The organism is Lentzea jiangxiensis, from assembly GCF_900104175.1.
Taxonomy (GTDB): domain Bacteria; phylum Actinomycetota; class Actinomycetes; order Mycobacteriales; family Pseudonocardiaceae; genus Lentzea; species Lentzea jiangxiensis.
This window is the reverse complement of the sequence record NZ_FNIX01000026.1, coordinates 32,554-56,537: the sequence shown is the minus strand read 5'-3', so window position 1 is coordinate 56,537 and position 23,984 is coordinate 32,554. Positions and strand designations below refer to the sequence as shown.

The window sequence follows — 23,984 nt, the reverse complement described above, 5'->3', positions numbered from 1 at the left end:
TTCGTCGCCAAGTTCGTCAACTGGGCCAAGACTTTTCGCAGCGAACTGTTGGATCGCAGGCTGGCCTGGAATCCGATCGGTCCATGGTGCGCGGTGAGTGCGAGCGACACCACGACGAGCACCGCACCCACCGATCACTCGCTGGCGCGGCGCCCTTGCGGGTCCGGTCACAGCCTCTCGAACCGGATCAGATCGAACGCCTCACCTCGGATCGGCAAGATCGTCCCGGCGGAGTCATCCGCGAGTATCGCCATGCGGCTTGACCTGCATGGACGTAGTTCTCGGCACGCACAGGCATGACCGTGCAGGACGGTGGCGTCGTTGGCGCGTGGGCTCAACGCGCGTGGTGTGGTCCGTCCGCCTAGACAGTCGCCAGCGCCCGCCGCTGGAACACCACCAGCGCGACGCCGAGCGTCACCACCGCCATGCCCGCCAGCACCCCGGCCTCGACCAGAACCGATCCCAGCCCTGCCGACGGACGGGACAGCGTGAGCAGCGCGTCCATCGCCCACGAGTGCGGGAACAGGTAGCCGATCGTGCCCAGCGTCTCGCCGGCCACCTCGCGCGGCCACAGGCAGCCACCCAGCATGCCCAGCACGATGCCGACCGGGGGACCGATGGCGGGAGCCTGCTGCGGCGAGCGCACCAAGGCGCCGACCAGCATCGCGGCACCCGTGGCGATCAGGCAGAACAGCGCGACGACCACCCCCACGCCCAGCGGGTCGCCCCACCGCACGTCGAACAGGAGCCGGCTCACCCCGATGATCAGCAGGGACTGCGCGAGCGCTACCGCGAACCGGCTCAACGCCTCACCCAGCAGCACCTGGCTCCGCCGCACCGGTGCGGCCAGGGAGCGGCGGACCATGCCGATGCGGCGGCTCTCGACCAGCGCGGCGGCGACGGCCATCGAGTTGACGAACGTGAACAGCAGCAGGTTCGCGGGCGCGGTGTAGGCGAAGCCGGTCGGCTTGGCGGGCTCCTCGCCCCCCGTCGAGGTGACGGTGACCGCCACCGACTCCTCCCTCGCCTTGCGCACGTACTCGTCGGCCCGGTCCGGTGACGCGCCCGCCGCCCGCGCCGCGCGGGTCGCCTCCAGCACCGCGGCCACCCTGCCGACCGCCACGTCGATCTCGCTGCGCGCGGCCATGCCACTGCCGCTGGTCTGGGTCATGACCAGTTCGAGGGTGGTGTCGCCCGGTGTCACGACCAACCCCGCGGCCAGCTCGCCCTGGCGGACGCCGTCGCGGACCTCGTCCGCGGACCCCGCGCGCCGCACCTCCAGCGCCTCGTCGGACTCCAGTTCGGCGACCACGGCCGCCGACACCGGGTCGGAGGTGTCGGCGACCACGGCCACCGGCAGCTTCGCGTCCGCCGCGTCGCCACCCAGGGCCATGCCGACGAACACGATCGTCACGAACGGCATGACGACGATGAAGAACATGCCGACCTTGTCGCGCAGCTGGCGCTTCAGGTTGGCCAGCACCAGCGCGGTGACGGGACGGGGCCTCATGCGAACCTGCCCTTGCGGAAGCCGAGCAACGCCACCGTGCCCGCGACGACGCCGATGCCGGTGACCACGGCGATCGGCACGAGCACGGCGGACGGCCCGGCGCCGGTGCCCGCCAGCTCCGACAGGCCCGCCGACACCCAGCCGTTGGGCGTGATCAGCGAGATGCCACGCAGCCACTCGGGCAGGTTGTAGACGGGAACGATGCTGCCGCCCAGGAACGCGAACACGAACGCCACACCGAGCGTGTAACCGTCGGCCTGCGCATCGGTCTTCGCGCGGCTGGCCACGAGCATCACGATCGCGGTCGCCGCGAACACGTGCGCCAGCAGCAGCGGGAACACGCCGAGCGGGTCGCCCCAGCTCGCGCCGAAGACGAGCACGGACGACAGCCAGGTCGCGCACATGCTGAACAGCGCCAGCCCGAACCCGACCGCGCTCTTGCCCACCAGCGCCGTCCACAGCGGCACCGGCGCGGCGCGCATCCGGTCGAGCGTGCTGTTCTGCCGCTCGACGAGCAGGCTGCGGGCCGTGGTGCCGACGACGAAGAACGCGAACATCACCGCCATGCCGGCGCCGTAGTGCACCGCCAGGTCCACCCGGCCGCCCGCGACCGGGTCGCCGACCAGTGACAGCGCCGGCCCGGCCGCGCCGTTCTCCTCGACGAACAGCTGCACCCGGTCCGCGGGCACGCCCGCCTCCAGCGAGGCGCGCACGGCCAGCGTCCTGGCCTCGACCAGGGCCGAGATCCGGTCGACCATGCTGCGCGCCACCACACCCGCCAGGGGCGACTGGGGCGACTCCAGGACGGACACCTTCCCGCCGCGGCCCGCGCCGACGCCCTCGCTGAACCCGGCGGGGAACACCAGGGCCGCCCCCGTCTCGCCGCCGTCGACCGCGCTGCGCGCCGCGGCCTCGTCCGGGTACTGGCGGAAGGTCAGCACGCCCTTCAACTCGTCGGTGTTCAGCGCTTCGCGCTGCACGCTGGCCGGGAACTCGCCACCGTCGAGGTCGACCACGCCGATGGTCGCCTTGAGCGGCGGGTCGTCGTCACCGCCCAGCGCCAACCCGAACAGGGTCGCGAGCAGGATCGGCGCGACGAGCGCTATCAGCGGCGCGGTGCCGTCCCGCAGCCGCGACCGCAACTCATGGCCGGCCACGACCAGCAGGGCACGCAAAGTGCTCTTCCCCAAGGTTTTTCGCCAATCCCTAGCTCGGTCCGCGTCAGTCCCGCAGGGTGCTGCCGGTGAGGTGCAAGAACGCCGCTTCGAGGTCGGGCTCGACGACCTCGACACCGGTCACCGCGCCCGCGTCGCCCACGGCGGCCAGCAGTGCGGGCAGCAGGTGCCGTCCGCCGGCGACGAGCAACCGGATCGACGACGACCCGGTGACCACCGCCTCGGACACACCTTCCACAGCGCGCAGCTTCTCGGACGCCGCGGTGACGTCGCCGTCGAGCGTCAGCTCCACGCGGTCCGTGCCGCCCAGTTCGGCGACCAGTTCGCGTTTGGTCCCGTCGGCGACCACGCGGCCCTGGTCGATGATCCCGACCCGCGTGCACACCCGCTCCACCTCCTCCATGTAGTGGGAGGTGTAGAGCAGGCTCATGCCCTCGCCGACCAGCGCCTCGACCCGGTCCAGGATGGCGACGCGGCTCTGCGGATCGACCCCGACCGTCGGCTCGTCGAGGATGAGCAGGCGCGGCCGGTGCAGCAGGGCCACGGCGATGTTGGTGCGCCGCTTCATGCCGCCGGAGTAGGTGTCCACCTTGTCGTCGCCACGACCGGTCAGGCCGACCAGGTCGAGCACCTCGCCGATGCGCGAGGTCAGCTCACGCCGCGGCAGGCCGTAGAGCCTGCCGAAGTAGCGCAGGTTCTCCCGGGCGGTCAGCTCCGGGTACAACGCGATCTCCTGCGGCACGTACCCGATGAGCCGCTTGGCCGCGACCGGGTCCTCGTCGACGTCGATGCCACCGACCCGCACCGAACCCTCGTCCGGGCGCAGCAGCCCGACGAGCATGGAGATGGTCGTGGTCTTGCCGGCCCCGTTGGGGCCGAGCAACCCGTACGCCTCCCCCTCGTCGATGTGGAAGCCGACCCGGTCCACCACAGTCTTGTCGCCGTAGCGCTTGACCAGGCGCTCGCACACCAGCGCAGGCGTCATGTCGTCCTCTCGATCAAGATCCGCACCCGTCGATCAGCTCTGGCTGGGAGGCGCCCACCACGTTGTTGCGGAAGCGCTGGTTGCCGGGGTCGGTGCCGATCTGCACGTCGAACGGGCTGTTGCCGGTGATGGTGTTCCACTCGAAGGAGTTATCGACCGAGTCGGAGCCACCCCAGTCCGCCGACGAGGCCAGCACCAGCGCGGCGCCCATGACCGACGGACCCGTGGGTTCGTTGCCGTGCAACCGGTTGCCGACGACCGAAACGCGCTGGACGCCGATGGCGGCGATGCCGACGCCGGACATCGGCGGCCCGGCGAAACCCAGCACGCCGGGCTCGTCGCCACCGGAGGCCAGGGTGTTGCCGGTGATGTCGTTGTCCGCGACGAGCACGTCGGCGACGCCGCCGGGCAGCTCACCCTCGTAGGTCTGGTGCAGCAGCAGCACGCCCGCCGCGTTGCCGTGGCAGCGGTTGCGCAGCACCCGCGCGCGGCTGGAGTTGTCGACGAACACGCCGAAGGCGTTGGCGGTGCTCTCGCTGTCGGCGACCAGTGCGTCGGCGACCGGGCAGAACGCCAGCGCGATGCCGCCGTACTGGCTGCCTTCCGCGCGGCAGCGCAGCACCTCCACCACGGCCGACTCGCGCACGTACAGGCCCCACACCGCGTTGCCGATCGACTCGACGTCGACGAGCCTCAGCTCGGTGGCGGTGTGCGCGTAGACGCCCGCCCCGGAGAAGCCGCGCACGGTCAGGCCTTCGACGGTCACACCGGACACGTCGTGCACGGTGATGCCGCTGACCACGTCGGCGGGGGCGTCGTGCAACGCCGGCACAGCGCTGGGCGCGACGGCGCCGGGCACGATCACCGTGCGGCCCGCGCCCGCGCCGACGAGCGCGACGTCCGGGCGGCCGACCACCAGGCTGCCCTCGTAGGTCCCTTCGGCCAGGCGCAGCACCGTGCCCGGTGCGCAGGTGTCGAGCGCTTCCTGAACGGAATCCCCCGGTCGAATGCGAACTTCGGTCCTGACCTCGGTCACGGACATCGCAGCGCTCCTCTCGGCATGGTGATCAGTATGGCAAGGGCGACGATCAGGTCACCGCGAAAACCCCAGCGGGCCATGCCCACGACGGTGGCGCCTTCGCCGGGGGCCGCGGTTCGCTCGGTCAGCCGGGCCAGGGCGGCCGAACCGCTGGCACCCAGCACGGAGTAGACGCAACGCTCGGTCATCGAGACCCTGGTGGCCGCCTCGACCTCGGGCACCGCGGCGGCCAGCAGCGGGTCCGCCCACTCCGCACCGGGCAGCGGCACTTCGCCGCACGCCTCGAAGTCGTGCCAGGAGAACCCGCGCGGCCGGCCACCGACCGCTTTCACGAGGCACTCCTTCACCGCCACCGCCGCCGCGGTGGCGAGGCCGGGGTCGGCGTGCAGGTCCCGCTCGGCGGGGGAGGCGACGTGCCGGGTGTAGGCGGGCCCGCTGTAGGACATGGCGCGGGTGACCCTGGCGACGTCGACCACGTCCACTCCGAACAGCATCGGCGGCGCGGTCACCCGGTGACCTCGTCGAGGAACCGCAGCAGTTCGGCGGTGTAGACCTCGCCGCGTTCGATCATCGGGATGTGCCCGCAGTCCTCCACGGTGACGAACTCGGTGTTCGCGTGCTGTGGCACCAGTCCGAGCCACGGCTCGATCGGCGTCATGCGGTCGTGGCGGCCCCAGATGTACAGCGACGGGCACGTGACCTTGTCCATCGCCGGGTCGACCCGGTAGGTCCTGGTGGCGCGGATGCTGCGGGCCATCGCGACCATCGCGGAGCCCTGGCGCAGCAGCTGCGCGGTCGACTCGACCTGCTCGTCGGTGAACAGCGGTTCGCCGTGGAAGAGGGCGGCCAGCATGCGGTCGCGGAACTGCTCGCCCTGCAACCGCACGTCGCCGCGCCGGTCCATGTTCAGGCCCACGTCGGGGTCGGCGCTCAGGCCGGGAGCGCCGCTGACCGCGATGGCCCTCACCCGGTTCGGGAAACGGCCCGCGAGGTCGATGGCGACCAGGCCTCCCAGGGAGTTCGCGCAGACCACCACCTGGTCCGCGCCGACCGCGTCCACGGACTCCATCAGGGCGTCCCCGAGGCGTTCGATGGAACCCGCGATCTTCGCGTCCACCCCGCAGATGGGCTCCTCGGTGCGCAGCACCGGCCACCCGGCGTCGGCGAGGGCGGCGAACGGGTGGTCCCAGATCCAGCCGCCCGCGAACAGGGCGGACATGAAGACCACCAGCGGCCGGCCGCCCGCCGCGGGCCGGTGGTCGGCGGTGAAGACCGTCATCGGGCAGCTCCTGGCGTCATCAGAACAGGGGGTCGGGGGTCGGGGTGGTGCCGCACGCGCAGGTCTTGCCCACGCCCGCGTCGACCATCTCCTCGCAGTCGGGGCAGCGCAGGTGCAGGGTTTCGCGCTCCAGCACCCACACGCTGGTGTACGCCCCGGTGCACAGGCCGCCGCGGAAGAACTTCCGCAGGGACCGCTGGTGCGGCCGGGCGTGCACGGCGCGGATCGACTCCGGGCGGTCGAAGGCGCTGATCGTGTACTTGCGGGTGCCGATCTCGAACGTGCTCACGCCGAGGAAACCCTTGGAGGCGCGCAACGACTTGACCACCTCGGTGCTGAGCAGGTCGACCTCCGCGCCCTCGACCTCGTCGCGGACGTCCAGGTAGGTGAACGTCAGCACCCGCGGGTAGTCGGTCCTGTCCATCGTGGTGCGTGCGCTGATGCCGTACTCCTGCACCTCGTCGCGGCTGAGGAGGAAGCGTGCCGTGTGGCCGAGCGACGAGGCCAGGGCGACCCGGTCGAAGTGGCGGCGCACGCGCACCGCGCCGTCCTCGACGGTCAGCACGTCCACGCCGTCCACCCGCGCCGCACCGCCCGTGCCCGGTATCCCGAGGTAGGGGGCGCGGTGCGTGCCGGTCAGGGTCCAGGCGAGCACGGCGGTGCCGCCCGCGTCGGCGGCCGGTGCGAAGTCGAGCGTCAAGTCCGGGAACCGGGTCAGCACGGCCTCGACGTGCGCGACGAGGTCCGCGCCCCCCACCGGTTCCGGGGTGTCCGGGTCGGCGAAGTCCGCCACCGCGTCCGCGACGGCGGTGGCGTCGCGCGCGTGCCAGGCCGCGGCCCACCGCGCGGCGGTCTCGATCAGGTCCATGCGGTCACCGCTTCCAGGTCGTGGTCCTCGGGCAGCCGGGCCGCGGTCAGCGCCACCGCGAACGCGAGGTCGGCGGTGTGGCTGACGGAGACGCGGACGCGGGTGCCCGCCGCCTCCCGCCCGTCCAGCGGGCCGATCAGGCGCACGCCCGGCGGGTGGCCGTGCAGGCAGGCCGCCGTGCGGCTGCAGAGGGGAGCGGGCAGGGGGAGCACCTCCACCGCCCCCAGGTGCTCCGCGGTCACGGGCTCGTCCAGCAGGCGCAGCACGGCGTACTTGGCCGCGAGCCGGCCCGCCCAGTGCTGCAGGGTGCGGCCGGCGCCGGACCGCAGCCGTTCCGGGCGGGTGAACACGACCTCCAGCGGCATCGGCTCGACCAGCTGCCACGGTGCGGTCAGCCCGCCGAAGGCGACCGCGGCGCTGCCCCACCTGGTCATGCCGCGGGCTCCGGGCGGCGCAGCCTGCGCACGGCGGCCGGGTCGGCCATGCTGACGCAGCTCGAGCCGACGCCGCGGAGCAGGCCGGCGAGCACCTTGCTGTCGCCGACCTCGACCAGGGTCTCCGCATCGGCGAGCACGCGCATGGTTTCCGTCCACCGCACCCGCTCCGTGAGCTGCGCGATCAGCGCGTCCACGATGGTCGGGAGGTCCGTGGTGGGTTCGGCGGTCGCGTTCGGGACCACCGGGACGCGCGGCGAGCGCATCGGTGTCGCGCGCACCGCCTCGGCCCAGCCGTCCAGCGCGCCCGCCATCAGCGGCGAGTGGAACGCGTTGCTCACCTTGAGCGCCACCACCTTGCGGGCGCCGGCCGCTCCGGCCAGCGCGACGAGCCGCTCGACGGCGGCGGTCGCGCCGGAGACCACGGTGTGGTCCGGCGCGTTCTCCAGGCCGACGACCAGCGGCTCAGCCGGCCCGGCGGCCTCGGCGGCCAGTTCCTCCACCCGCTGCGGCGTCAGCCCCAGCACGGCCGTCATGCCACCGGTGCCGGGCAGCTCGGCCATGAGCCGGGCGCGGACGGCGACCAGGTGCAGTGCGGTGTCGACGTCCAGCACGCCCGCCGCGCACAACGCGCTGATCTCACCGACGCTGTGCCCGGCGACGACGTCCGGCGCCACGCCGCGTTCCCGCAGGACCGCGAGCGCGGCGAGGTTGCACGCGGTCACGGCGGGCTGCGCGTGCAGGGTGTCGACGAGCTTGTCCAGCGGCCCGCGGGCGCACAGCTCCGACACCGGCTCGGGCAGCAGCTTGTCGGCGCGCGCGACCACCGCCGCGCCCACCGGGTCGCGGCGCAGCCAGCCGCCCATGCCGATCCGGACCGTTCCCTGGCCGGGGAACACGAAGCCGATCACCTGCGCACCTCCAGTCCTCTGCGCTGCCCTTGCCGACGAGCCGGGCGCCGGTCAGAGCCGGCGCCGCCGGGTGGGCACCGCCGCGGCCTTCTCGGTGCCCAGGAAACCCAGCAGCAGCTTCGTGACGATCTCCGGCTGGTCCAGCGGGATCCAGTGGCTCGCGTCCTCGACGCGCTCGTAGCGCCACGAGCCCTTGACGAACTTCACCGAACCCGTCATGCCCTCTTCGAGCAGCGCCTTGTCCCCGGTGGACCAGATGCCGAGGGTGGGCGCGAGCACGGGCGGGAAGTTGCCCTCCACGCGCAGCTCGGCCTCGGGGGAGCGGTTGGCGCGGTACCAGTTCAGCGCCGCGGTGAGCGCGCCCGGCTTGGCCAGCTCGCGCGGGTAGCGCTGGTGGTCGCCCTCGCCGCCCATGATCTCCTTGAACAGCCGCCACCCGTTGCGCCGCAGCAGCTGCTCGCTCACGCCGGGGAACTGGTAGAAGAGCATGTACCAGCTGGCCTTGCGCTGTTCGATCGACGGCGTGCCGAACACGCCGGGGTGGCCGACCGACAGCACGGCGAGGTGGTCGACGCGGCGCGGCATCAGGAACGCGTACATCCACGCGATGGCGGCGCCCCAGTCGTGTCCGACGATGTGCGCCTTGGGGATGCCGAGGTGCTGCGTCAGCGCCACGACGTCGTTGACGATCGTGCGCATGTCGTACGCCTCGGCCTCCTGCGGCTTGCTCGACTCGCCGAAGCCGCGCAGGTCGGGCGCGATGACGCGGAAGCCCGCCTCGACCAGTGGGTCGATCTGGTGCCGCCACAGGTAGTGCGAGTCGGGGAAGCCGTGCAGCAGCACGACCGGGTCGCCCTCTCCCTTGTCCACGTAGGCGATGTCGATGCCGTTGACGTGTGCCGACCCGGTCAGCAGGGTGTCCTTGACGCTCATGCCCTCTCCCTGAACAGCCTCTCGGCGAAGAACTCGCTGAACCCGAACTCCGGCACGTCCTCGGGCGGGACCATGTTGAGCAGGCCGGTCACCGACGCGGCGAAGTTGTCGGCCATGAGCTCGCGCGCCCGGCGGCGGCGCTCGGCCGCGACGGGACCGAACTCGCAGTGCAGCTTGGCGATGATGCCCGCGCCGAAGTGCAGCCGGTCCATCCGGAACTTCCGCTCGGCCAGGTACCCCTCGAAGGCGGCGGGGGACCAGTCGTCGCCTCCGGTCAGCACCTCGCACACGGCACGGGTGTCGCGCAGGCTGCACGACAGGCCGGTACCGAGCACGGTGTCGGCGTTGCCCGCCTCGTCCCCGACGAGCACCACGCCGTCCAGGACGATCGGCTGCTCGGGGAACATCGCCACCGACGGCCACAGCTTGAGCGGCCCGATCGGCTTCGCGGCGCCGTACACGGCCTTGCCGCGGTCGGGCAGGGACGCCAGTTCGAAGTCCGCGATGAACCGCCTCTCGCCCTCCGGGCCCTGGTAGAGCTTCCGGTTGGCGGTGGGGAAGTTGATGTAGAGCCGGGCGTTGCCGTCGCCCTGCGGGAACACCATGAACATCTTCTCGTCCTCGGTGCCCATCGCCTGCACGTCCATCGGCCAGTCGTCCAGGCCGGTGACCCGCAGCCCGCCGCCCCAGTGGTGCACCGAGGTCGCCATGGACACGCCGACCTGGCGGCCGACCGTGCAGCCGCGGCCGGTGGCGCCGATGACGATGCGCGGCTTGGCGAGGTGTTCCTGTCCGGCGTGGGTCCAGCGGACCTCCGGGATGGTGCCGGCGGTGACCCGGACCCGCTGCGCGCCCATGACCACTTCCGCGCCGTCGTCCTCGGCCTGTTCGGCCATCAGCGCGCAGACCTCGTGGTGCGGGAACGACATGGGGCCACCGACACCGGGCACGAACCGCGTCATGTCGACGGTCTCCGCCTCGGCCGGGGCGACCGTCTCGTCCCACTGCGTCCACTCGCGGATCTCCCACGCGCCGCCGAGTCCGAACGCCTCTTCGACGCCCAGCGTCTGCGCCTCGCGCAGGCCCCACGGCGCGATCCACTCGCCGCGCACGATGTCCTGGTAGGTCTCCTGCTTCTCCAACAGCACCACGGACAGGCCGTTCAGCACGAGGTTGGCCGCGGCGGACGCGCCCGCGATACCGCCGCCCACCACGACCACGTCGATCCCGTTGTGCTCGACGGTCATGCCTGCCACCTCTCCCAGGACGTGCGCTCCTTGGCCGGAACCCGCTTGGCCGGGCGGAAATCGGTGCCGATCGTGTAGGCGACCGGTACCAGGCAGACCTGGGTGACACCGGCGGGGATGCCGAGCAGTTCGCCCACCTGCCGCTCGAACGGCAGGTGCATGCACGTGATCGTGCTTCCGAGACCGCGGCTGCGCAGGGCCAGCTGGAACGACCAGACCGCGGGGAAAATCGAGCCGTAGAAGTTGCTGGCCCGCATGGCCCCGATCCGCACGCCCTCCTGCCAGGTGCCGAGGTTGCGGGTGCCGGTCGCGCCGAGCCACTCGGCGTCGATCGCGCCGATGTCCGGCGGCCGGCCGAGCACGCACGGGATCACCAGCGCGGGCACCCCGGCGATGGTCTCGGCCAGCGCGGCGGCGGAGGCGTTGTTCTTCCTCGCCTGCGGGGTGTTGCGCCGGCGCCCGGACCGCGTCCACACCTCCTTCTGGTGGAACTGCCAGGAGATGTCGAACAGCTCCGCCAGCTGGTCCTTCACCGCCTGCTCGGTGATCACGACCCAGCGCCAGTTCTGCTGGTCGTTCGCGGTCGGTGCCTGGACGGCGATCTCCAGCGCCTCCTCGAGCACCGCGCGAGGCACGGGCCGGTCGAGGTCGAGCCGGCGGCGCACCGACCTGGTGGTGGTGAGCAGCCGGTCGGTCTCCAGCACGTCGAAGGGCAGACCGGTCATACCGCACCCAGCAGGGTTCCTCCGCGCACCGAGCCGGGCGCGGCGCTGAGCACGAGGGCCTTGGCCGGCGTGGCCGGCAGCTCGGGCTTGGTGACGTAGGACTCGACCGTGCCGGCGCGAGGGCTGGTCAGCCCTGCGATGGCCGGTGCGACACCGTCGCGCAAGGCGAGCGCGGCCAGCGCCAGGTTCAGCGCGCCGGTGGCCGCGCCCGCGTCACCGGTCAGGCCCGCGGTGGCGGTGAGCCGGGCGGACGGGACGGCGTCGAGCACCGCGCCCGCCTCCGCCTCGTCGGCCGCGCCGCCGGTGGCCGCACCGACCACGAGGTCCACGCCTTCGGTGGGCAGCGCGGCGATGGCGCGCTCCACCAGGGACCGCTCGTCGCCCGCACCCGCGCTCGCGTGGGCGCTGCCCAGCACCCGCGCGTACGGGGTCGCGCCTCTGGCCGCGGCGTGCGCGGCGGACTCGACGACCAGGGCCACCGACGCGGACGCGGGCGCCTCGCCCGAGTTCCGGTCGTAGGGGTCCACCCGCGTGCCGTCGCCGGGCCTCGGTGCCTCGTCGGCGGCGACCACGACCACCACGTCCGCCTTGCCAGCCCGAACGGCTTCCACCGCGCAGTCCAGCGCGATGGAAGCCGACGCGTTGCCGTTGCAGATCGTCGTGGTCGGGCCGCGCAGGCCCAGGGTCTGGCACACGGCGCCGCCGGTGGCGTTGAGCACCACGTTGGAGAAGCTGAGCACGGCGGGCTTGTTCGGGTTGGCCAGCACGCTCTCGTCGAACCCGTCGGTGCTCTCCACCGAGCCCGCCGCGGTGGCGAAGATGACGCCCACGTTGTCCAGGGCGGCGCGGGGCAGCTTCAGCCCGGCGTCCTCCCAGGCCAGCCGGGAGGCGGCGATCGCCATGCGGGACAGGTTGTTCATGTGCCGCCACAGCGAGCGCGGCGCGAACGTGCGGCCTTCCAGGGACGGCGCCGCGCCGACCGCGGTGCGGCCGTTGGCGACCGCCTCGGCGACCTCGGCGATGCCGGTGCCCAGGCCGGTGACAGGTCCGAGGCCGGTGAGGACGACCTCGGTGGCGGGCAGCTCGTCGTACTCGCGCGGACCACCGGGGCGGCGCAGCACGAGCGAGGCGTTGTTGCCGCCGAACGCGTAGTTGTTGGACACCACGACGTCCATGTGCAGAGGGCGCGCGGTGTTCGGCACGAAGTCCAAGGTGGACTCCGCGATGGCCTCGTCGGTGAACCCGATGGTGGGCGGCGCGGTCGCGGTGCGCAGTGCCAGCACGCTGGCCACCGCCTCGACCGCGCCCGCCGCGCCCAGCGTGTGTCCGATGAAGCTCTTGATGCTGCTGGTCGGCACCTGCGGCGCCCGCTCGCCGAACACGGCGCGCATGACCTTCTTCTCCATGGCGTCGTTGGCGGGCGTGCCGGTGCCGTGCCCGTTGACGTAGTCCACGGCGTCGGGGTCCAGACCGGCGTCGGACAGCGCCCGGCGCATGGCCGTGGTGCCGCCGCGGCCGGTCGGATCCGGTGCGGTGGCGTGGTAGGCGTCGGCGGACAGGCCGTAGCCCGCGACCTCCGCCAACGGCTCCGCGCCCCTGGCCAGCGCGTGGTCCAGCGCCTCCACGACCAGGAACGCGGCGCCCTCGCCCAGGTTCAGGCCGTCCGAGCGGCTGTAGGGGCCGCACGGGCGGGCGCTGAGGGCCTGCAGGCCCGCGAACCCCGCGTAGGTGCCGAACAGCAGCGGGTCGACGCCACCGGCGAGCACCACGTCCGCTTCCCCGGTGAGGATCTTGTCCTTGGCCAGGCCGACCGCGTTGCCGCCCGCCGCGCACGCGGTCGAGACCAGGATGCGCGGGCCGGTCATGCCCAGCTTGCCGGCGACGACGTCACCGGTGGCGTGCATGGGCTGGTAGCCGCCCGCCGCGGTCGGGGTGGCCTGGCACTTGCCGAGGACCAGCCCGAACCGCTCGCCGGGCAGGGTCGCGGGCGTGGCGGCGCCCAGCCCTGCCTGGGTGACCGCCTGCCGGGCGGCGACGAGCGCGAGCCGGGCCGTGCGGTCCAGCCCGGTGTCCTCGGCCGGCAACTGCGCGTCGATCCACTCGTCGGGCACCTGGCCCGCGAACCTGGCCTCGAACGCGGCGAACCGTTCGTCCTCCACGGCGGTGATGCCGCCCGCGCCCGCGGTGAGCCGCGCCCAGAACTCCTCCGGGTCCCGGCCCACCGCGCAGATCACCCCGACTCCGGTGATGACCACTGGCCGCAGCGCCATGCTTGCTCCTCCTCGCGACCCCCGGGCGACGGCCCGGGGGACCAGATCAGATGATCGGGGTGCTCCAGCTCTTGGGCGTGACGTACGGGCTGGTCAGCGTGACGACCTCGGTGTCGCCGACGGTGAGGGTGAGCCCGGCGGCGGCCAGGTCCGGCGGCAGCCGCAGCAGGCCGAGGGAGGACTTCAGCCCGACGCTGTGCACGGCGTGGACGACCTCGCCGATCTTCTCCCCGCCCACGGTGACCGGCGTTCCCGGCGCGGGCACCTCGGTGCCGCCGGAGAAGCCGACGGTGCGGCGCTCCGCCGTGCCCTCGAAGGCGGCCACCACGGCGTCACGTCCGACGAACTCGTCCTTGGTGATGTCCACGAGCCAGCCCGCGCCCATCTCCAGCACGTCGACGCCCTCGCCCGCCTCGTGGCGCACGACCGGCTGCCGCACCTCCAGCATCGCCAGCTCGACGGCCTCCTGACCGGCGGGCACGGCGTGCTCCAGGGCCTTGGTCCACAGCCGCTCGGCCGACTCGCGCGGCACCAGCACCTTGTACCCGTACTCACCCGTCACGCCGGTGCGTCCGAAAAGGACGTCCACGCCGTCCCACTGGGTGTCCACAATGGATTCGAACGGCAGTGAAGCCAGCTCGCCGTCGATCAGCCGGCCGACCACGCCCCACGCGTACGGGCCCTCCAGGCCGAAGAGCGCGTACTCGGCGGTGCGGTCGGTGATCTCCACGCCGGGCTCGGCATGTGCGCGCAGGTGCTCCAGCAGCCGGGTGCCCGCGCCGGTGGAGGACTCCAGCAGCAGGCTGTCCTCCCGGCCCCACACCACGACCTGGTCCACGACGGTGCCGTCCTCGGCGAGCACCAGGCTCGTCATGCAGCGCTCGGCGGTCAGGTACTCCACGTCGCGCGCCAGCACCTTCTGCGCGAACTCGACGGCGTCTCGGCCGGAGAGCTCGATGATCCGCTCGCCGGACAGGTCCAGCAGGGCGGCCCGCTCCCGGATCGCCTCGTACTCGGCGTCGAGCGTGCTGAACCGAAGTGCGACCTCGGCGTCCAGGACGGTGCCGTACGCGGCACCCTCGGGGTGCGCGGCCTTCACCGGCGACGTCAGGGATTCCATTGGTGTCAGACCTTTCCGGTAGGGCTGGTGGCTGCCGGGTCGGCGATGGTGATGGTGCCCTCGGCGGCGACCTGGCCGTCGACCCTGGCGCTCACCTTGAACTCGGTGAAGCCCCGGCCTCCCGCCGTGCGGTCGGCGGTGAGGAGGAGCTGGTCCCCTGGCACGACGGGGCGGCGGAACCGCATCGCCCGCACGCCCGCCAGGTAGCCGATGGGCCCCGCGCCGGCGAGGGCGACCACCACGCCGGCCAGCTGGGCCATCGCCTCGACGACGATCACGCCCGGAAGCACGGCCGCGCTCGGGAAGTGCCCCTGGAACCACATCTCCGTGGCGGCGACGTTCTTGATCCCGACCGCGCCGACGCCGGGGGAGACCTTCTCGACCCGGTCGATCAGCAGGAAGGGCCACCGGTGCGGCAGGATCTCCCGGAGCTGGTCGTTGGTCAGCGACGTCCCCGCCCGCACGGGCTCCCGGGTCGCCGTCATGCCGAACCGGTCGGCGCCCGCTCGGCCAGGGCCGGGTTCACGTGGTCGGCCAGGCGCGACACCGAACCGAACACCGACATGTCGCTGTCGTAGAGAGCGACGCCGAACTCGGCCTCGATCGCCACGTACAGCTCCAGCACGTCGAGGCTGTCGAGCTCGAGGCCGCGGCCGAACAGGGGCTGGTCGTCGGTGATCCACGCGGGCTCGATCGGCAGGTCGAGCCGCGAGACGATCATCTTCTTGATCTGGGCGCACGTGTCGTGCCGGGCGGCCGCCGTGGCGCGCAGTTCGTCGAGGGTCACGCTTGTCCTTCCGTCCGCTGGTTCTTCCGGCTCGGGTGTTCCGGCTCGGGGGATCAGCCGAGCCCGCCGCCGTTGGCGACGAACGTCTCGCTGGTGATGTAGGACGCCTTGTCGGAAGCCAGGAACGTGACCAGGTTCGCGATCTCCTCCGGGCGGCCCATGCGGCCGAGGCGGATGCGCGAGGCGTAGCCGTCGCGCAGCTTCGCGGGGATGACCTTGGTCATGTCGGTCTCGACGAATCCCGGCGCCACCACGTTGACGCGCACGCCGTGCGGAGCCGCCTCGTAGGACAGCGCCTTGGTGAACGCGATGATCGCGCCCTTGGACGCGACGTAGTTCGTCTGGCCGGGGAAGCCGCCGTCCAGGCCGCTCGCGGAGCTCAGGGTCACGATCGCGCCTCGCCGCTGGTGCTGCATGATGCGCATCGCCTCGCGGCAGGCCAGGAACGTGCCGTGCACGTTGATGTCCATCGTCTCGCGGAACAGGTCGCTGCTCATCGCGACCAGGTGCCGGTCCCGCGTCACGCCCGCGCTGGTGACCAGCACGTCGAGCCTGCCGTGCTCGGAGCGCACGGAGCGGAACAGCTCCCGCACCGCGTCCTCGTCGGTCACGTCGGCCCGCACCGCGCTCGCGCTGCCGCCGCTCTGCTCGACCTGCGCGACCAACTCCTTGGCCTGTTCCTCCGAGCGCGAGTAGTTGACCACGACGTGCACGCCGTGGGCCGCCAGGTCGACCACGACGGCCCGCCCGATCCCGCGCGACCCGCCGGTGACCACGGCGACCGATCCTTCGGCGAACATGGCGCCTCCCCACGTTGTCCAAGGCTTGCCCGCTGCGCACGCCGTCGTTCGGCGCAACGCTACTGACCTGCGATTTCAGTGCTATATCACTTCGATATCCGCCTCCTTGACGTCCCCGCGGCGGTGTCGCAGGCTCCTGCGCATGGCTGACTTCGAGGTCGACGTCCTGATCGTCGGTGGTGGCCCGGTCGGCCTCGCCGCGTCGATCGAGTGCTCCCGGCACGGCTTGACGTCGCTGCTGGTGGAGCGGCATCCCGGGACGTCGATCTTCCCCAAGGCGCGCCTGGTGTCCACCCGCACGATGGAATTGGTGCGGTCGTGGGGACTGGGGGAGGAGGTCGAGCGCGCCGGCCTGCCGCGTGAGGACAGCCTGGCCGTCGGAGTCGGCTCCTCGCTGACCGCGGCCGACTTCCACCGCGAGGTCGCCCCGGTCGCCCAGGACGCGCCGCACAGCCCCACGTACACCTACATCTGCGCGCAGGACAAGTTCGAAGTGGTTCTGCGAGGCCTGGCCGAGAGCTCGTCCGGCTCGGACGTCAGGTTCGCCACCACCCTCACGTCCCTGGAGCAGGACAAGTCCGGTGTGGACGGTGTGATCGAGTCCGCCTCAGGCCGCGCCACCGTGCGCGCCCGCTACGCCATCGCGGCCGACGGCGGGCGCAGCACCGTGCGCGACCGGCTGGGCATCGGCGTCGACGGCCCGCCGCCGCTCGGGCACATGATCAGCATCATGTTCGACGCCGACCTGGTGCCGCTGCTGGCCGACAGGATGTGCGCGCTGTACTTCATCCGCAGCGCGATCCCGTGCGCGGTCGAGGCGGTGGACAACCAGCGGCGCTGGATCATCCAGACCGGCTACGACCCTGCGGAGGGCGGCAGCGAGGCCGACTTCACGCCCGAGTTCTGCGTGCGGGTCGTGCGCGAGGCCGTCGGCGTGCCGGACCTGGACGTCGAGCTGGTCGGCGTGATGCCGTGGCTGCAACAGGCGGTGACCGCGACGCGCTTCCGCTCGGGCCGGGTGTTCCTGGCGGGCGACTCGGCGCACGTGTCGACGCCGCAGGGCGGGTTCGGGATGAACTGCGGCATCCAGGACGCGCACAACCTGGTGTGGAAGCTGGCGGCGGTCGTGTCGGGCACGGCCGGCGAGGCCCTGCTCGACACCTACGACGCCGAGCGCCACCCGATCGGCGAGCGCACCGTCGGCGAGAGCCTGGCGAACGCCTTCATCACGTTCCAGATGATGGAGGGCAAGCTGTCCATGAAGGAGGCCATCGCGCGGCAGGCGGGCCGGCGCAGCTGCGAGGGCCTGGTCCTGGGCTTCCACTACGACTCCGCCGCCGTCGTGCCGGACGGCACCGACGCACCGGTGGTCGAGGACCCCTACCGGACGTACGTCGCGACCGCGCGACCGGGTCACCGCGCGCCGCACCTGCCACTGACGCGGGGCGCGGAGAGCCTGTCCACATTGGACCTCTTCGGTGCGGGGCTCGTCCTGCTCACCCCGGCGGGCAGCGGCTGGGCGCAGGCGGCGAAGGAGGTCGGCTCCCGGACCGGCGTGGCGATCACGGCGGTCGAGGTGTCGGCCGACGGCTCGACCGCGGTGGTGTCGCCGGACTGGGCCTCGGTCTACGGCGTGGGTGCGGCAGGCGCGGTGCTGGTGCGACCGGACGGTCACGTGGCCTGGCGCAGCACGGCCGCCGCGTCGACGGACGCGCTGTCGGCGGCGGTCGACGCCGTCCTCGCACGTGGTTGACCGGCTCACCGGCCGGGGTGGTGCTGCCCGCCGCGCGGTTGGCGGACAGCACCGGTCAAGCGGGCACGCCGGTCAGCCGCCGGCGGTCCTGGCGGTGCGGTGCCGCCCGGACGCCCGCCGCCGCGCGGCGCAGCGGCAGCGGGAAGCCGTCCGCCGAGCCGACGATCCTGTTCGCCTCACCGCGTTCCTCGGCCACCCAGTCGTGCCCGAGCAGCATGGTCAGCAGCTGCCACGACTCCTCCGCCGTCAGCGGTTCCAGGAACACCCGGTGCGCGCCCTGACGGGCGACCAGCTCGTCCATCGGGTGTCTGCTGGTGACGATGGCCCTCGTGTGCGCGCCGCTGGGCAGCAGCGGCCGGACCTGGGCGTGGTCCACCGCACCGTCCAGCACCACCAGCACGCGCTTGTGCGACACGGTGCTGCGGTACAGCGCGACCTTCTCGCCCGGATCGTCCGGGATGGAGGCCGCGGTCACGCCGAGCGCCCGCAGGAACCGGTCCAGCAGCACGGTCCGCGGTACGGGGCGGCCGAAGTCGTCCACCAGGTCCGCGTGCAGCTGCCCGTCCGGGAACCGGTCCTGGCAGTGGTGCGCCCAGCGCAGCGCCAACGCCGTCTTGCCCACCTCGCCGGGACCCGACAGGACGGCCACGCCGGGCACGTCGGGGCCTGCCGCGAGGGCGGCGTCCAGCTCGGCCAGCTCGGCCGACCGACCGGCGAACGGCAGGACCTGGCGCGGCAGCTGGGACGGCGCCACGGCCTGCACCTCCACCCGGACCGGCGCGAGCAGCACCGGCGCGTCCCGCAGCACCTGCTCGTGCAGCTCCCGCAGCTCCGGGCCGGGCTCCAGGCCGATCTGCTCGACCAGCACCCGCCGGCCGTCCTGGTAGGTGCGCAGCGCGTCGGCCCGCCGGCCCGACCGGTACTGGGCCAGCATCAGCTGTGCCCGCGCCCGCTCGCGCAGCGGGTGTTCCGCCACCACCGCGGGCAGTTCCTTGCCGACCCGGTGGTGCAGCCCGAGCCGCAGCTCCAGCTCGGCGCACGCCTCCACCGCGTCCAACCGCGCGGACTGCAGCGACACCGCTTCCGCGCGCAGACCGGGCAGGTCCTCGAACGGCGCACCGCGCCACAACCCCAGCGCCTCGCGCAACAGCGCCGCGGCGCCCGTCACGTCACCACTCGCCGCGCGGGGCCGAGCGCGGCCGACGAGTCCGTTGAACCGCAACCAGTCCACGGCGTCCTCGTCCAGCCGCGCCACGTAGCCGGGGCTCGCGGTGTCGATGACCCGGCCCGCCTCGCCGAGCGCCCGCCGCAGCCGGGACATGCAGATCGCGATCTGACCGCGTGCGCTGGCCGGTGGGTCGTCGTGCCACACCGCCTCGATGAGCCGATCCACGCTGACCACGCGGTTGGCGTCGAACACCAGCCGCGCCAGCACCGCGCGCTCGCGGGGACCACCCACCCGTTGCTCCACGCCACCGCGGAGGAACCGGATCGGGCCCAGCACGCCGAACTCGGCCGGGGCGGGGGTCAACGCGACCGCGCCAGGTACTTCTCGACCTCGTCGGCGGCGCGCGCCGCCCCGCCCGCTTCCGCGACGGCCTCGCGCATGAGGTCCGACCGGGCCGCGACCTCCTGGTCGCCGAGCACCGACGTGACCGCGTCCGCCAGCGTCGCGGGCGTGAGGTCGACGGGGTCCAGCACGGTGCCGAGACCGAGCTCGCGGACCCGCCACCCGGTGGGCCGGTCGAGCGCGGAACCCGGCACGCACACCATCGGCGTGCCCGACCGCAGTGCCTCCATCACGGTGCCCATGCCGGCGTGGGTGACGCACAGCGCCGCGTGCTCCAGCACCGCCACGTGCGGCACGAAGTCGTGCACCTCGACGTTGGGCGGCAGGTCGCCGAGCGAGGCGCGGTCCACACCGCCGCCGGTGGTCATCACCGCGTGCCACGGCCGATCGCGGAACGCTTCGACGCACGTGCGGAAGAAACCCTCGTCCTCGTTGAACACCGCGCCGAGCGACACCAGCACCACGGGCAGGTCGCCGGCGGGCGGCGTCCACGACCCGAGGAAGCTGCGGTCGCCGACGCACGGCCCGACGAACGCGAACCGCTCGTCGAAGGTCTCGCCCGCGTACTGGAACTCCCGCGGCACGGTGACCAGGCTCAGCGGCGGCACCTCGAACCACACCTCGTGCGGCGCGGCGGTCACCTCATAACGGGCGCACAGCGCGCCGATGCGCCCCATCGTGGCGCCGACCCACTCCGGCATCTCCTTCGGCTGTTGCGCGGCCGGCCGTTCGGCGGCGCCGGACTCGGGGTTGTACATGGCGTTGAGGAAGGAGAAGTGCTCGTTGGAGGCGAACACCGGGATCACCTGCGTGGCGGGGAGGTCCCAGTGCCGGGCCAGCACGCGGGCCGCGTAGAGCACCGAGGTGTCGTAGACCAGGCAGTCCGGCCGGTCGCCGTCGAGCTCGGCCGTCGCGGTGACGAGCATGGCCTCGCTCTCGTCTAGCAGCACGCCCATCAGGTAGCCGGGATCGTTCGCCACGCGGGCGAAGTCGGCGTCGCGGTACCGGGACGGGTAGGTCACGACGGTGGCGCCGGCCTCGGCGGCGATCTCCGCCATGCTCGGCGCGGTCAGGTAGGTGATCCGGTGCCCGCGCGCGGCCAGTTCGGTGACGACCGCGAGGTTCGGGATGACGTGTCCGTGATCCGGGTGGCACATGAACAGGAAATGCCGCGACATCGTGTCGTCCTCGCCCCGATTGTTGTGCTGGAATCCGGCGACCCTGCCGGGAGCGTGGTCACCGTAAAGCGCCCCGAAGCAGCCTGGACACCCCTATCACCGCTGTTCCCCGACGCGGTCGCACGAGTGGCCGTTCGCCTTCGCGCGGACTCCGGCGACCACCCTGACCTGCAGATTAGGGGTTACCCCCTAGTCGGGGGCCCGACCTAGGCTGGCCGGGATGCCGACCACAGCGAAAGGGCTGCCGATGGCCACGCTCGTCTGGGACTACTCGCGCGAATACGAATTGGAGCGCAAGGACATACTCGACGCGGTCGAAACCGTTTTCTCCTCCGGCAGACTCGTCCTCGGGCCGAGCGTGGCGTCCTTCGAGGCGGAGTTCGCGGCCCACCACGGCGTCGCCCACTGCGTCGGCGTGGACAACGGCACGAACGCCATCCGCCTGGCACTGCAGGCGCTCGGCGTCGGCCGCGGCGACGAGGTGGTCACGGTGGCCAACACGGCAGCGCCGACCGTGCTGGCGATCGACGCCGTCGGCGCCACACCGGTGTTCGTCGACGTGGACCCGGACACCTACCTGATGGACGTCGCCCAGGTGGCTTCGGCGATCACGCCGCGCACCAAAGCCCTGCTGCCGGTACACCTGTACGGCCAATGCGTGGACATGGAACCGTTGCAGGAGCTCGCACGGCGACACGGCCTGCTGGTGCTGGAGGACTGCGCCCAGGCGCACGGCGCGCGCCACCACGGCCGGGTGGCCGGGTCGATGGGCGACGCCGCCGCGTTCTCGTTCTACCCCACCAAGGTTCTCGGCGCCTACGGTGACGGCGGCGCGACGATCACGGACAACCCGGAGGTGGACGCGAACCTGCGCCGGCACCGGTACTACGGCATGGAGAAGACCTACTACGTCGTGGAGACGCCCGGCCACAACTGCCGGCTCGACGAGGTGCAGGCGGAGATCCTGCGCCGCAAGCTCGTCCGCCTGGACGACTACATCGCCGCGAGGCAGGCGGTGGCCGCGCGGTACGCGGAGGCGTTGGCGGACACCGATTTGGTGCTGCCCACGACCGCACCGGGCAACACGCACTCGTACTACGTCCACGTGGTGCGCCACCCGCGGCGCGACGACATCCTGGAACGCCTGAAGGCGCACGACATCCAGCTGAACATCAGCTACCCGTGGCCGGTGCACACCATGACCGGTTTCGCGCACCTGGGCTACGCCGAGGGCAGCCTGCCGGTGACCGAGCGGGTGGCCCGCGAGATCTTCTCGCTGCCGATGTACCCGTCGCTGCCCCAGGAGACGCAGGAGCACGTGGTGGACGCGCTCAAGCACGTGCTGGCGACGCTCTGACCGGGCCGGTGGCGGGCGGCGTACCCGTCCCCACCGGGCCAGTCCTCACCCGCGCGCGAGGAGGCTGCGCAGGCACAGCAGCAGGCTGCGGGCCTGGATGTTGACGTAGAAGCTGTGCCGCAGCAGCTCTTCGTACTGGTGCAGGGTCAGCCACCGGTACTCGGGGTCGTCCCGTGCGACTTCGGCGTCGGTCTCCACGACCAGGTACCGGTTGCGGGCGCCGAGGAACCGGCCGCCTTCCTCGGACAGCACGGCGTCGAAGCGGATCCTGGTCGAGCCGAGCACCTCGTCGAGGAACCGGGGCCGCACCGGCAGGTGGTCGTGCGTCTCGGGGACGCATTGCACGGTGGGCGCCAGCTCGGTCACGTCGGCGTAGCCGGCCTCGGTGCGCGCGTGGGTGAGCACGTGCAGCACGCCGCCGATCTCCTTGACCAGGAACGCGATCACCCCCGTGCCGACCGGTTCGATCATCGGCTGGGACCAGGTTCCGACCTCACGCCCGCCGGCCCGCACGTCCACGCCCACGACGGTGAAGAACCCGCCGCCGCGGTGCGCGATGACGCCGTTCTCGCGAGTCCAGTCCGGCAGCCCGGCCAACGGGCCGAGGGAGGCTCGGAGGTCGGTGCGCGTGCGGACCTCGGTGATCCAGCTCAGCACCTCCCCGGTGGTGTGCACGCCGGGAGTGGCCGGGTCGCCGGACCGGACCAGGGCTTCGCCGAACGGGTCGGCCGCCGCCCGGGCCAGGGCCGCGCCGCCGCCGGGCAGGCAGGCCAGCACCGTGCGGGCGTCCATGTTCACCAGGTCCGGCACGGTCATCAGGCCGGCGATCTCACCGAGGGTGAACCAGCGGAACCCCTCGCGCACCTCGACCTCGCCGTCGACCTCGACGACCATGTTGCGGTTGCGCTTGCGGTAGAACCACGCGCCCTGCTCGGACTGCCGGATGTCCACCAGGACGTGGTGGCCGGAGGTGTCGCGGAAGTGCTCCAGGTAGGGGATGGGCTTGCCCTGGTGCACGCGGGTGTAGTTGCTGCGGGTGGCCTGCACGGTCGGCGACAGCTGCAAGCCGTTGGCGTTGCCCGGTTCGTGCTTGGCCTGCATCAGGAAGTGCAGCACGCCGTCGAACTCCCGCACGAGGATCCCGAGGATGCCGATCTCCGGCTGGTTGATGATCGGCTGCGACCAGTGCGGCACGGGGGTGCCCGGCAGGTCGACGGCGAGCGCCTCGACGCTGAAGAACCGGCCGGTGTGGTGGCGCAGGTTGCCGGTGCCCGGTTCGGTGAGCCAGCCCGCGAGGCCGTCCAGCGGCACGCGCTCGACGGTCATCCAGCTGTGTTCGGCGGTGCGGGTGAGCCAGGCGTGCACGGCGTCGGCGTCGCGCGGGGCGAGCATCGACTCGGCCAGGCGCGTCTGGGTCGGACGGCGGGTGGGCGCGGTCACCTGGTGTGCTCTCCTCGGCTCAGGCGGCGTGTACCGGAAGCAGTCCGTTGTCCCGTGCGAGGACCAGGCCCGGCGCGATGCGGTCGCGTTCGGACAGCACGGCGTCGGCGGGCACGGGCAGCGCCAGGTCCGGGTCCACCAGGGACACCGCCAGCTCGTCCGCGGGTTCGTAGGCGCGGGAAAGCAGGTAGTGCACGGTGGAGTGGTCGTCCAGGGCGATGAACGCGTGGCCGAGTCCGGGCGGGAGGTAGACGGCGCGGAAGTCGTCGCCCGCCAGCTCGACGGAGTCCCACGTGCCGAACGTCGGCGAGCCGACCCGCAGGTCCACCACGATGTCCAGCACACGCCCCCGTGAGCAGGTCACGTACTTCGCGCAACCCGGTGCCGTGCGGGCGTAGTGCACGCCGCGGGCGACCCCGCGGCGTGACACGCTGGCGCTGGCTTGGGCCACGGCGAACAGCGGCGCGCCGACCGCCTCGGCGAACGCCTCGTGCTGGAACGGGGAGACGAACAGGCCGCGGTCGTCCGGGAACACCTCGGGTTCGAACTCCCAGGCTCCGCCGACAGAGAGTGCGCGGGCTTTCATCGACGACCTCCGTCTCA

At 72.5% G+C, this 23,984-nt stretch carries 23 protein-coding genes; 2 read left to right on the top strand and 21 right to left on the bottom strand.

Translation table 11 applies throughout. The annotated features are described in order from the left end of the window. Window positions 1-361: 361 nt before the first annotated feature. From BLQ91_RS36470 to BLQ91_RS36390, 17 genes are all read right to left on the bottom strand, one after another. Window positions 362-1,510, bottom strand: a complete 1,149-nt coding sequence (locus BLQ91_RS36470; RefSeq protein WP_090104623.1) for an ABC transporter permease — start codon at window positions 1,508-1,510, stop codon at window positions 362-364. Next, window positions 1,507-2,667, bottom strand: a complete 1,161-nt coding sequence (locus BLQ91_RS36465) for an ABC transporter permease (protein WP_090104671.1) — start codon at window positions 2,665-2,667, stop codon at window positions 1,507-1,509. Before BLQ91_RS36465 ends, BLQ91_RS36470 begins: the two co-directional genes overlap by 4 nt. Before the next feature lie 64 nt (window positions 2,668-2,731). Next, window positions 2,732-3,670 (bottom strand): ABC transporter ATP-binding protein, encoded by a 939-nt coding sequence (locus BLQ91_RS36460; RefSeq protein ID WP_090104621.1) that lies wholly within the window; start codon window positions 3,668-3,670, stop codon window positions 2,732-2,734. Window positions 3,671-3,683: 13 nt separating this feature from the next. Further along, on the bottom strand, window positions 3,684-4,712 hold the full coding sequence (locus BLQ91_RS36455; RefSeq protein ID WP_090104619.1) for a right-handed parallel beta-helix repeat-containing protein: 1,029 nt from the start codon (window positions 4,710-4,712) through the stop codon (window positions 3,684-3,686). After that, window positions 4,703-5,218, bottom strand: a complete 516-nt coding sequence (locus BLQ91_RS36450) for a holo-ACP synthase (RefSeq protein ID WP_245734198.1) — start codon at window positions 5,216-5,218, stop codon at window positions 4,703-4,705. Before BLQ91_RS36450 ends, BLQ91_RS36455 begins: the two co-directional genes overlap by 10 nt. Further along, the gene (locus BLQ91_RS36445; protein WP_090104617.1) at window positions 5,215-5,988 is read right to left on the bottom strand and encodes an alpha/beta fold hydrolase; all 774 of its coding nucleotides are present in this window, start codon (window positions 5,986-5,988) and stop codon (window positions 5,215-5,217) included. The genes BLQ91_RS36450 and BLQ91_RS36445 overlap by 4 nt, the downstream gene beginning before the upstream one ends. Before the next feature lie 19 nt (window positions 5,989-6,007). After that, the gene (locus BLQ91_RS36440) at window positions 6,008-6,856 is read right to left on the bottom strand and encodes an ester cyclase (RefSeq protein WP_090104615.1); all 849 of its coding nucleotides are present in this window, start codon (window positions 6,854-6,856) and stop codon (window positions 6,008-6,010) included. Further along, window positions 6,847-7,290, bottom strand: coding sequence for a holo-ACP synthase (locus tag BLQ91_RS36435; protein ID WP_090104613.1), 444 nt, complete (start codon window positions 7,288-7,290; stop codon window positions 6,847-6,849). The genes BLQ91_RS36440 and BLQ91_RS36435 overlap by 10 nt, the downstream gene beginning before the upstream one ends. Beyond that, on the bottom strand, window positions 7,287-8,201 hold the full coding sequence (locus BLQ91_RS36430) for an ACP S-malonyltransferase (RefSeq protein WP_090104611.1): 915 nt from the start codon (window positions 8,199-8,201) through the stop codon (window positions 7,287-7,289). Before BLQ91_RS36430 ends, BLQ91_RS36435 begins: the two co-directional genes overlap by 4 nt. A 51-nt stretch (window positions 8,202-8,252) precedes the next feature. Beyond that, a complete protein-coding gene (locus tag BLQ91_RS36425) occupies window positions 8,253-9,134 on the bottom strand; it encodes an alpha/beta fold hydrolase (RefSeq protein ID WP_090104608.1) in 882 nt (293 codons plus the stop codon). Beyond that, window positions 9,131-10,381 (bottom strand): FAD-dependent oxidoreductase, encoded by a 1,251-nt coding sequence (locus BLQ91_RS36420; RefSeq protein ID WP_090104606.1) that lies wholly within the window; start codon window positions 10,379-10,381, stop codon window positions 9,131-9,133. Before BLQ91_RS36420 ends, BLQ91_RS36425 begins: the two co-directional genes overlap by 4 nt. After that, window positions 10,378-11,106, bottom strand: a complete 729-nt coding sequence (locus tag BLQ91_RS36415) for a nitroreductase family protein (RefSeq protein ID WP_090104604.1) — start codon at window positions 11,104-11,106, stop codon at window positions 10,378-10,380. The genes BLQ91_RS36420 and BLQ91_RS36415 overlap by 4 nt, the downstream gene beginning before the upstream one ends. Next, a complete protein-coding gene (locus BLQ91_RS36410; protein ID WP_090104601.1) occupies window positions 11,103-13,376 on the bottom strand; it encodes a beta-ketoacyl-[acyl-carrier-protein] synthase family protein in 2,274 nt (757 codons plus the stop codon). Before BLQ91_RS36410 ends, BLQ91_RS36415 begins: the two co-directional genes overlap by 4 nt. Before the next feature lie 46 nt (window positions 13,377-13,422). Then, window positions 13,423-14,496, bottom strand: coding sequence for an aminomethyl transferase family protein (locus BLQ91_RS36405; RefSeq protein ID WP_090104599.1), 1,074 nt, complete (start codon window positions 14,494-14,496; stop codon window positions 13,423-13,425). A 5-nt stretch (window positions 14,497-14,501) separates the two neighbouring features. Beyond that, entirely contained in the window at window positions 14,502-14,981 is a 480-nt protein-coding gene (gene fabZ, locus BLQ91_RS36400) for a 3-hydroxyacyl-ACP dehydratase FabZ (protein ID WP_090104597.1), read from the bottom strand. Next, the gene (locus BLQ91_RS36395) at window positions 14,978-15,283 is read right to left on the bottom strand and encodes an acyl carrier protein (protein WP_090104595.1); all 306 of its coding nucleotides are present in this window, start codon (window positions 15,281-15,283) and stop codon (window positions 14,978-14,980) included. The genes fabZ and BLQ91_RS36395 overlap by 4 nt, the downstream gene beginning before the upstream one ends. Window positions 15,284-15,336: 53 nt before the next feature. Continuing rightward, entirely contained in the window at window positions 15,337-16,083 is a 747-nt protein-coding gene (locus BLQ91_RS36390; RefSeq protein WP_090104593.1) for a 3-oxoacyl-ACP reductase family protein, read from the bottom strand. A gap of 142 nt (window positions 16,084-16,225) precedes the next feature. Between BLQ91_RS36390 and BLQ91_RS36385 the strand changes: the two genes are divergently transcribed. Then, window positions 16,226-17,836: an FAD-dependent monooxygenase gene (locus tag BLQ91_RS36385; protein ID WP_090104591.1), complete on the top strand. Its 1,611-nt coding sequence runs from the start codon at window positions 16,226-16,228 to the stop codon at window positions 17,834-17,836. Window positions 17,837-17,891: 55 nt separating this feature from the next. Here BLQ91_RS36385 and BLQ91_RS36380 read toward each other — a convergent pair whose 3' ends face one another. Both BLQ91_RS36380 and BLQ91_RS36375 read right to left on the bottom strand, forming a co-directional pair. Further along, window positions 17,892-19,367: an AfsR/SARP family transcriptional regulator gene (locus BLQ91_RS36380; RefSeq protein WP_090104589.1), complete on the bottom strand. Its 1,476-nt coding sequence runs from the start codon at window positions 19,365-19,367 to the stop codon at window positions 17,892-17,894. Then, window positions 19,364-20,584 carry a macrolide family glycosyltransferase gene (locus tag BLQ91_RS36375; RefSeq protein ID WP_090104587.1) on the bottom strand — a complete coding sequence of 407 codons (1,221 nt, stop codon included), beginning with the start codon at window positions 20,582-20,584 and terminating at the stop codon, window positions 19,364-19,366. The genes BLQ91_RS36380 and BLQ91_RS36375 overlap by 4 nt, the downstream gene beginning before the upstream one ends. A 247-nt stretch (window positions 20,585-20,831) precedes the next feature. Here BLQ91_RS36375 and BLQ91_RS36370 point away from each other — a divergent pair, with 247 nt between their 5' ends. After that, a complete protein-coding gene (locus BLQ91_RS36370; RefSeq protein ID WP_090104585.1) occupies window positions 20,832-21,941 on the top strand; it encodes a DegT/DnrJ/EryC1/StrS family aminotransferase in 1,110 nt (369 codons plus the stop codon). A 45-nt stretch (window positions 21,942-21,986) separates the two neighbouring features. Here the strand turns inward: BLQ91_RS36370 and BLQ91_RS36365 are convergent, their stop codons facing one another. Together BLQ91_RS36365 and BLQ91_RS36360 are read right to left on the bottom strand one after the other, a co-directional pair. Then, entirely contained in the window at window positions 21,987-23,381 is a 1,395-nt protein-coding gene (locus BLQ91_RS36365) for an NDP-hexose 2,3-dehydratase family protein (RefSeq protein ID WP_245734196.1), read from the bottom strand. Window positions 23,382-23,400: 19 nt separating this feature from the next. Next, a complete protein-coding gene (locus BLQ91_RS36360) occupies window positions 23,401-23,967 on the bottom strand; it encodes a dTDP-4-dehydrorhamnose 3,5-epimerase family protein (protein WP_090104582.1) in 567 nt (188 codons plus the stop codon). Window positions 23,968-23,984: the final 17 nt, after the last annotated feature.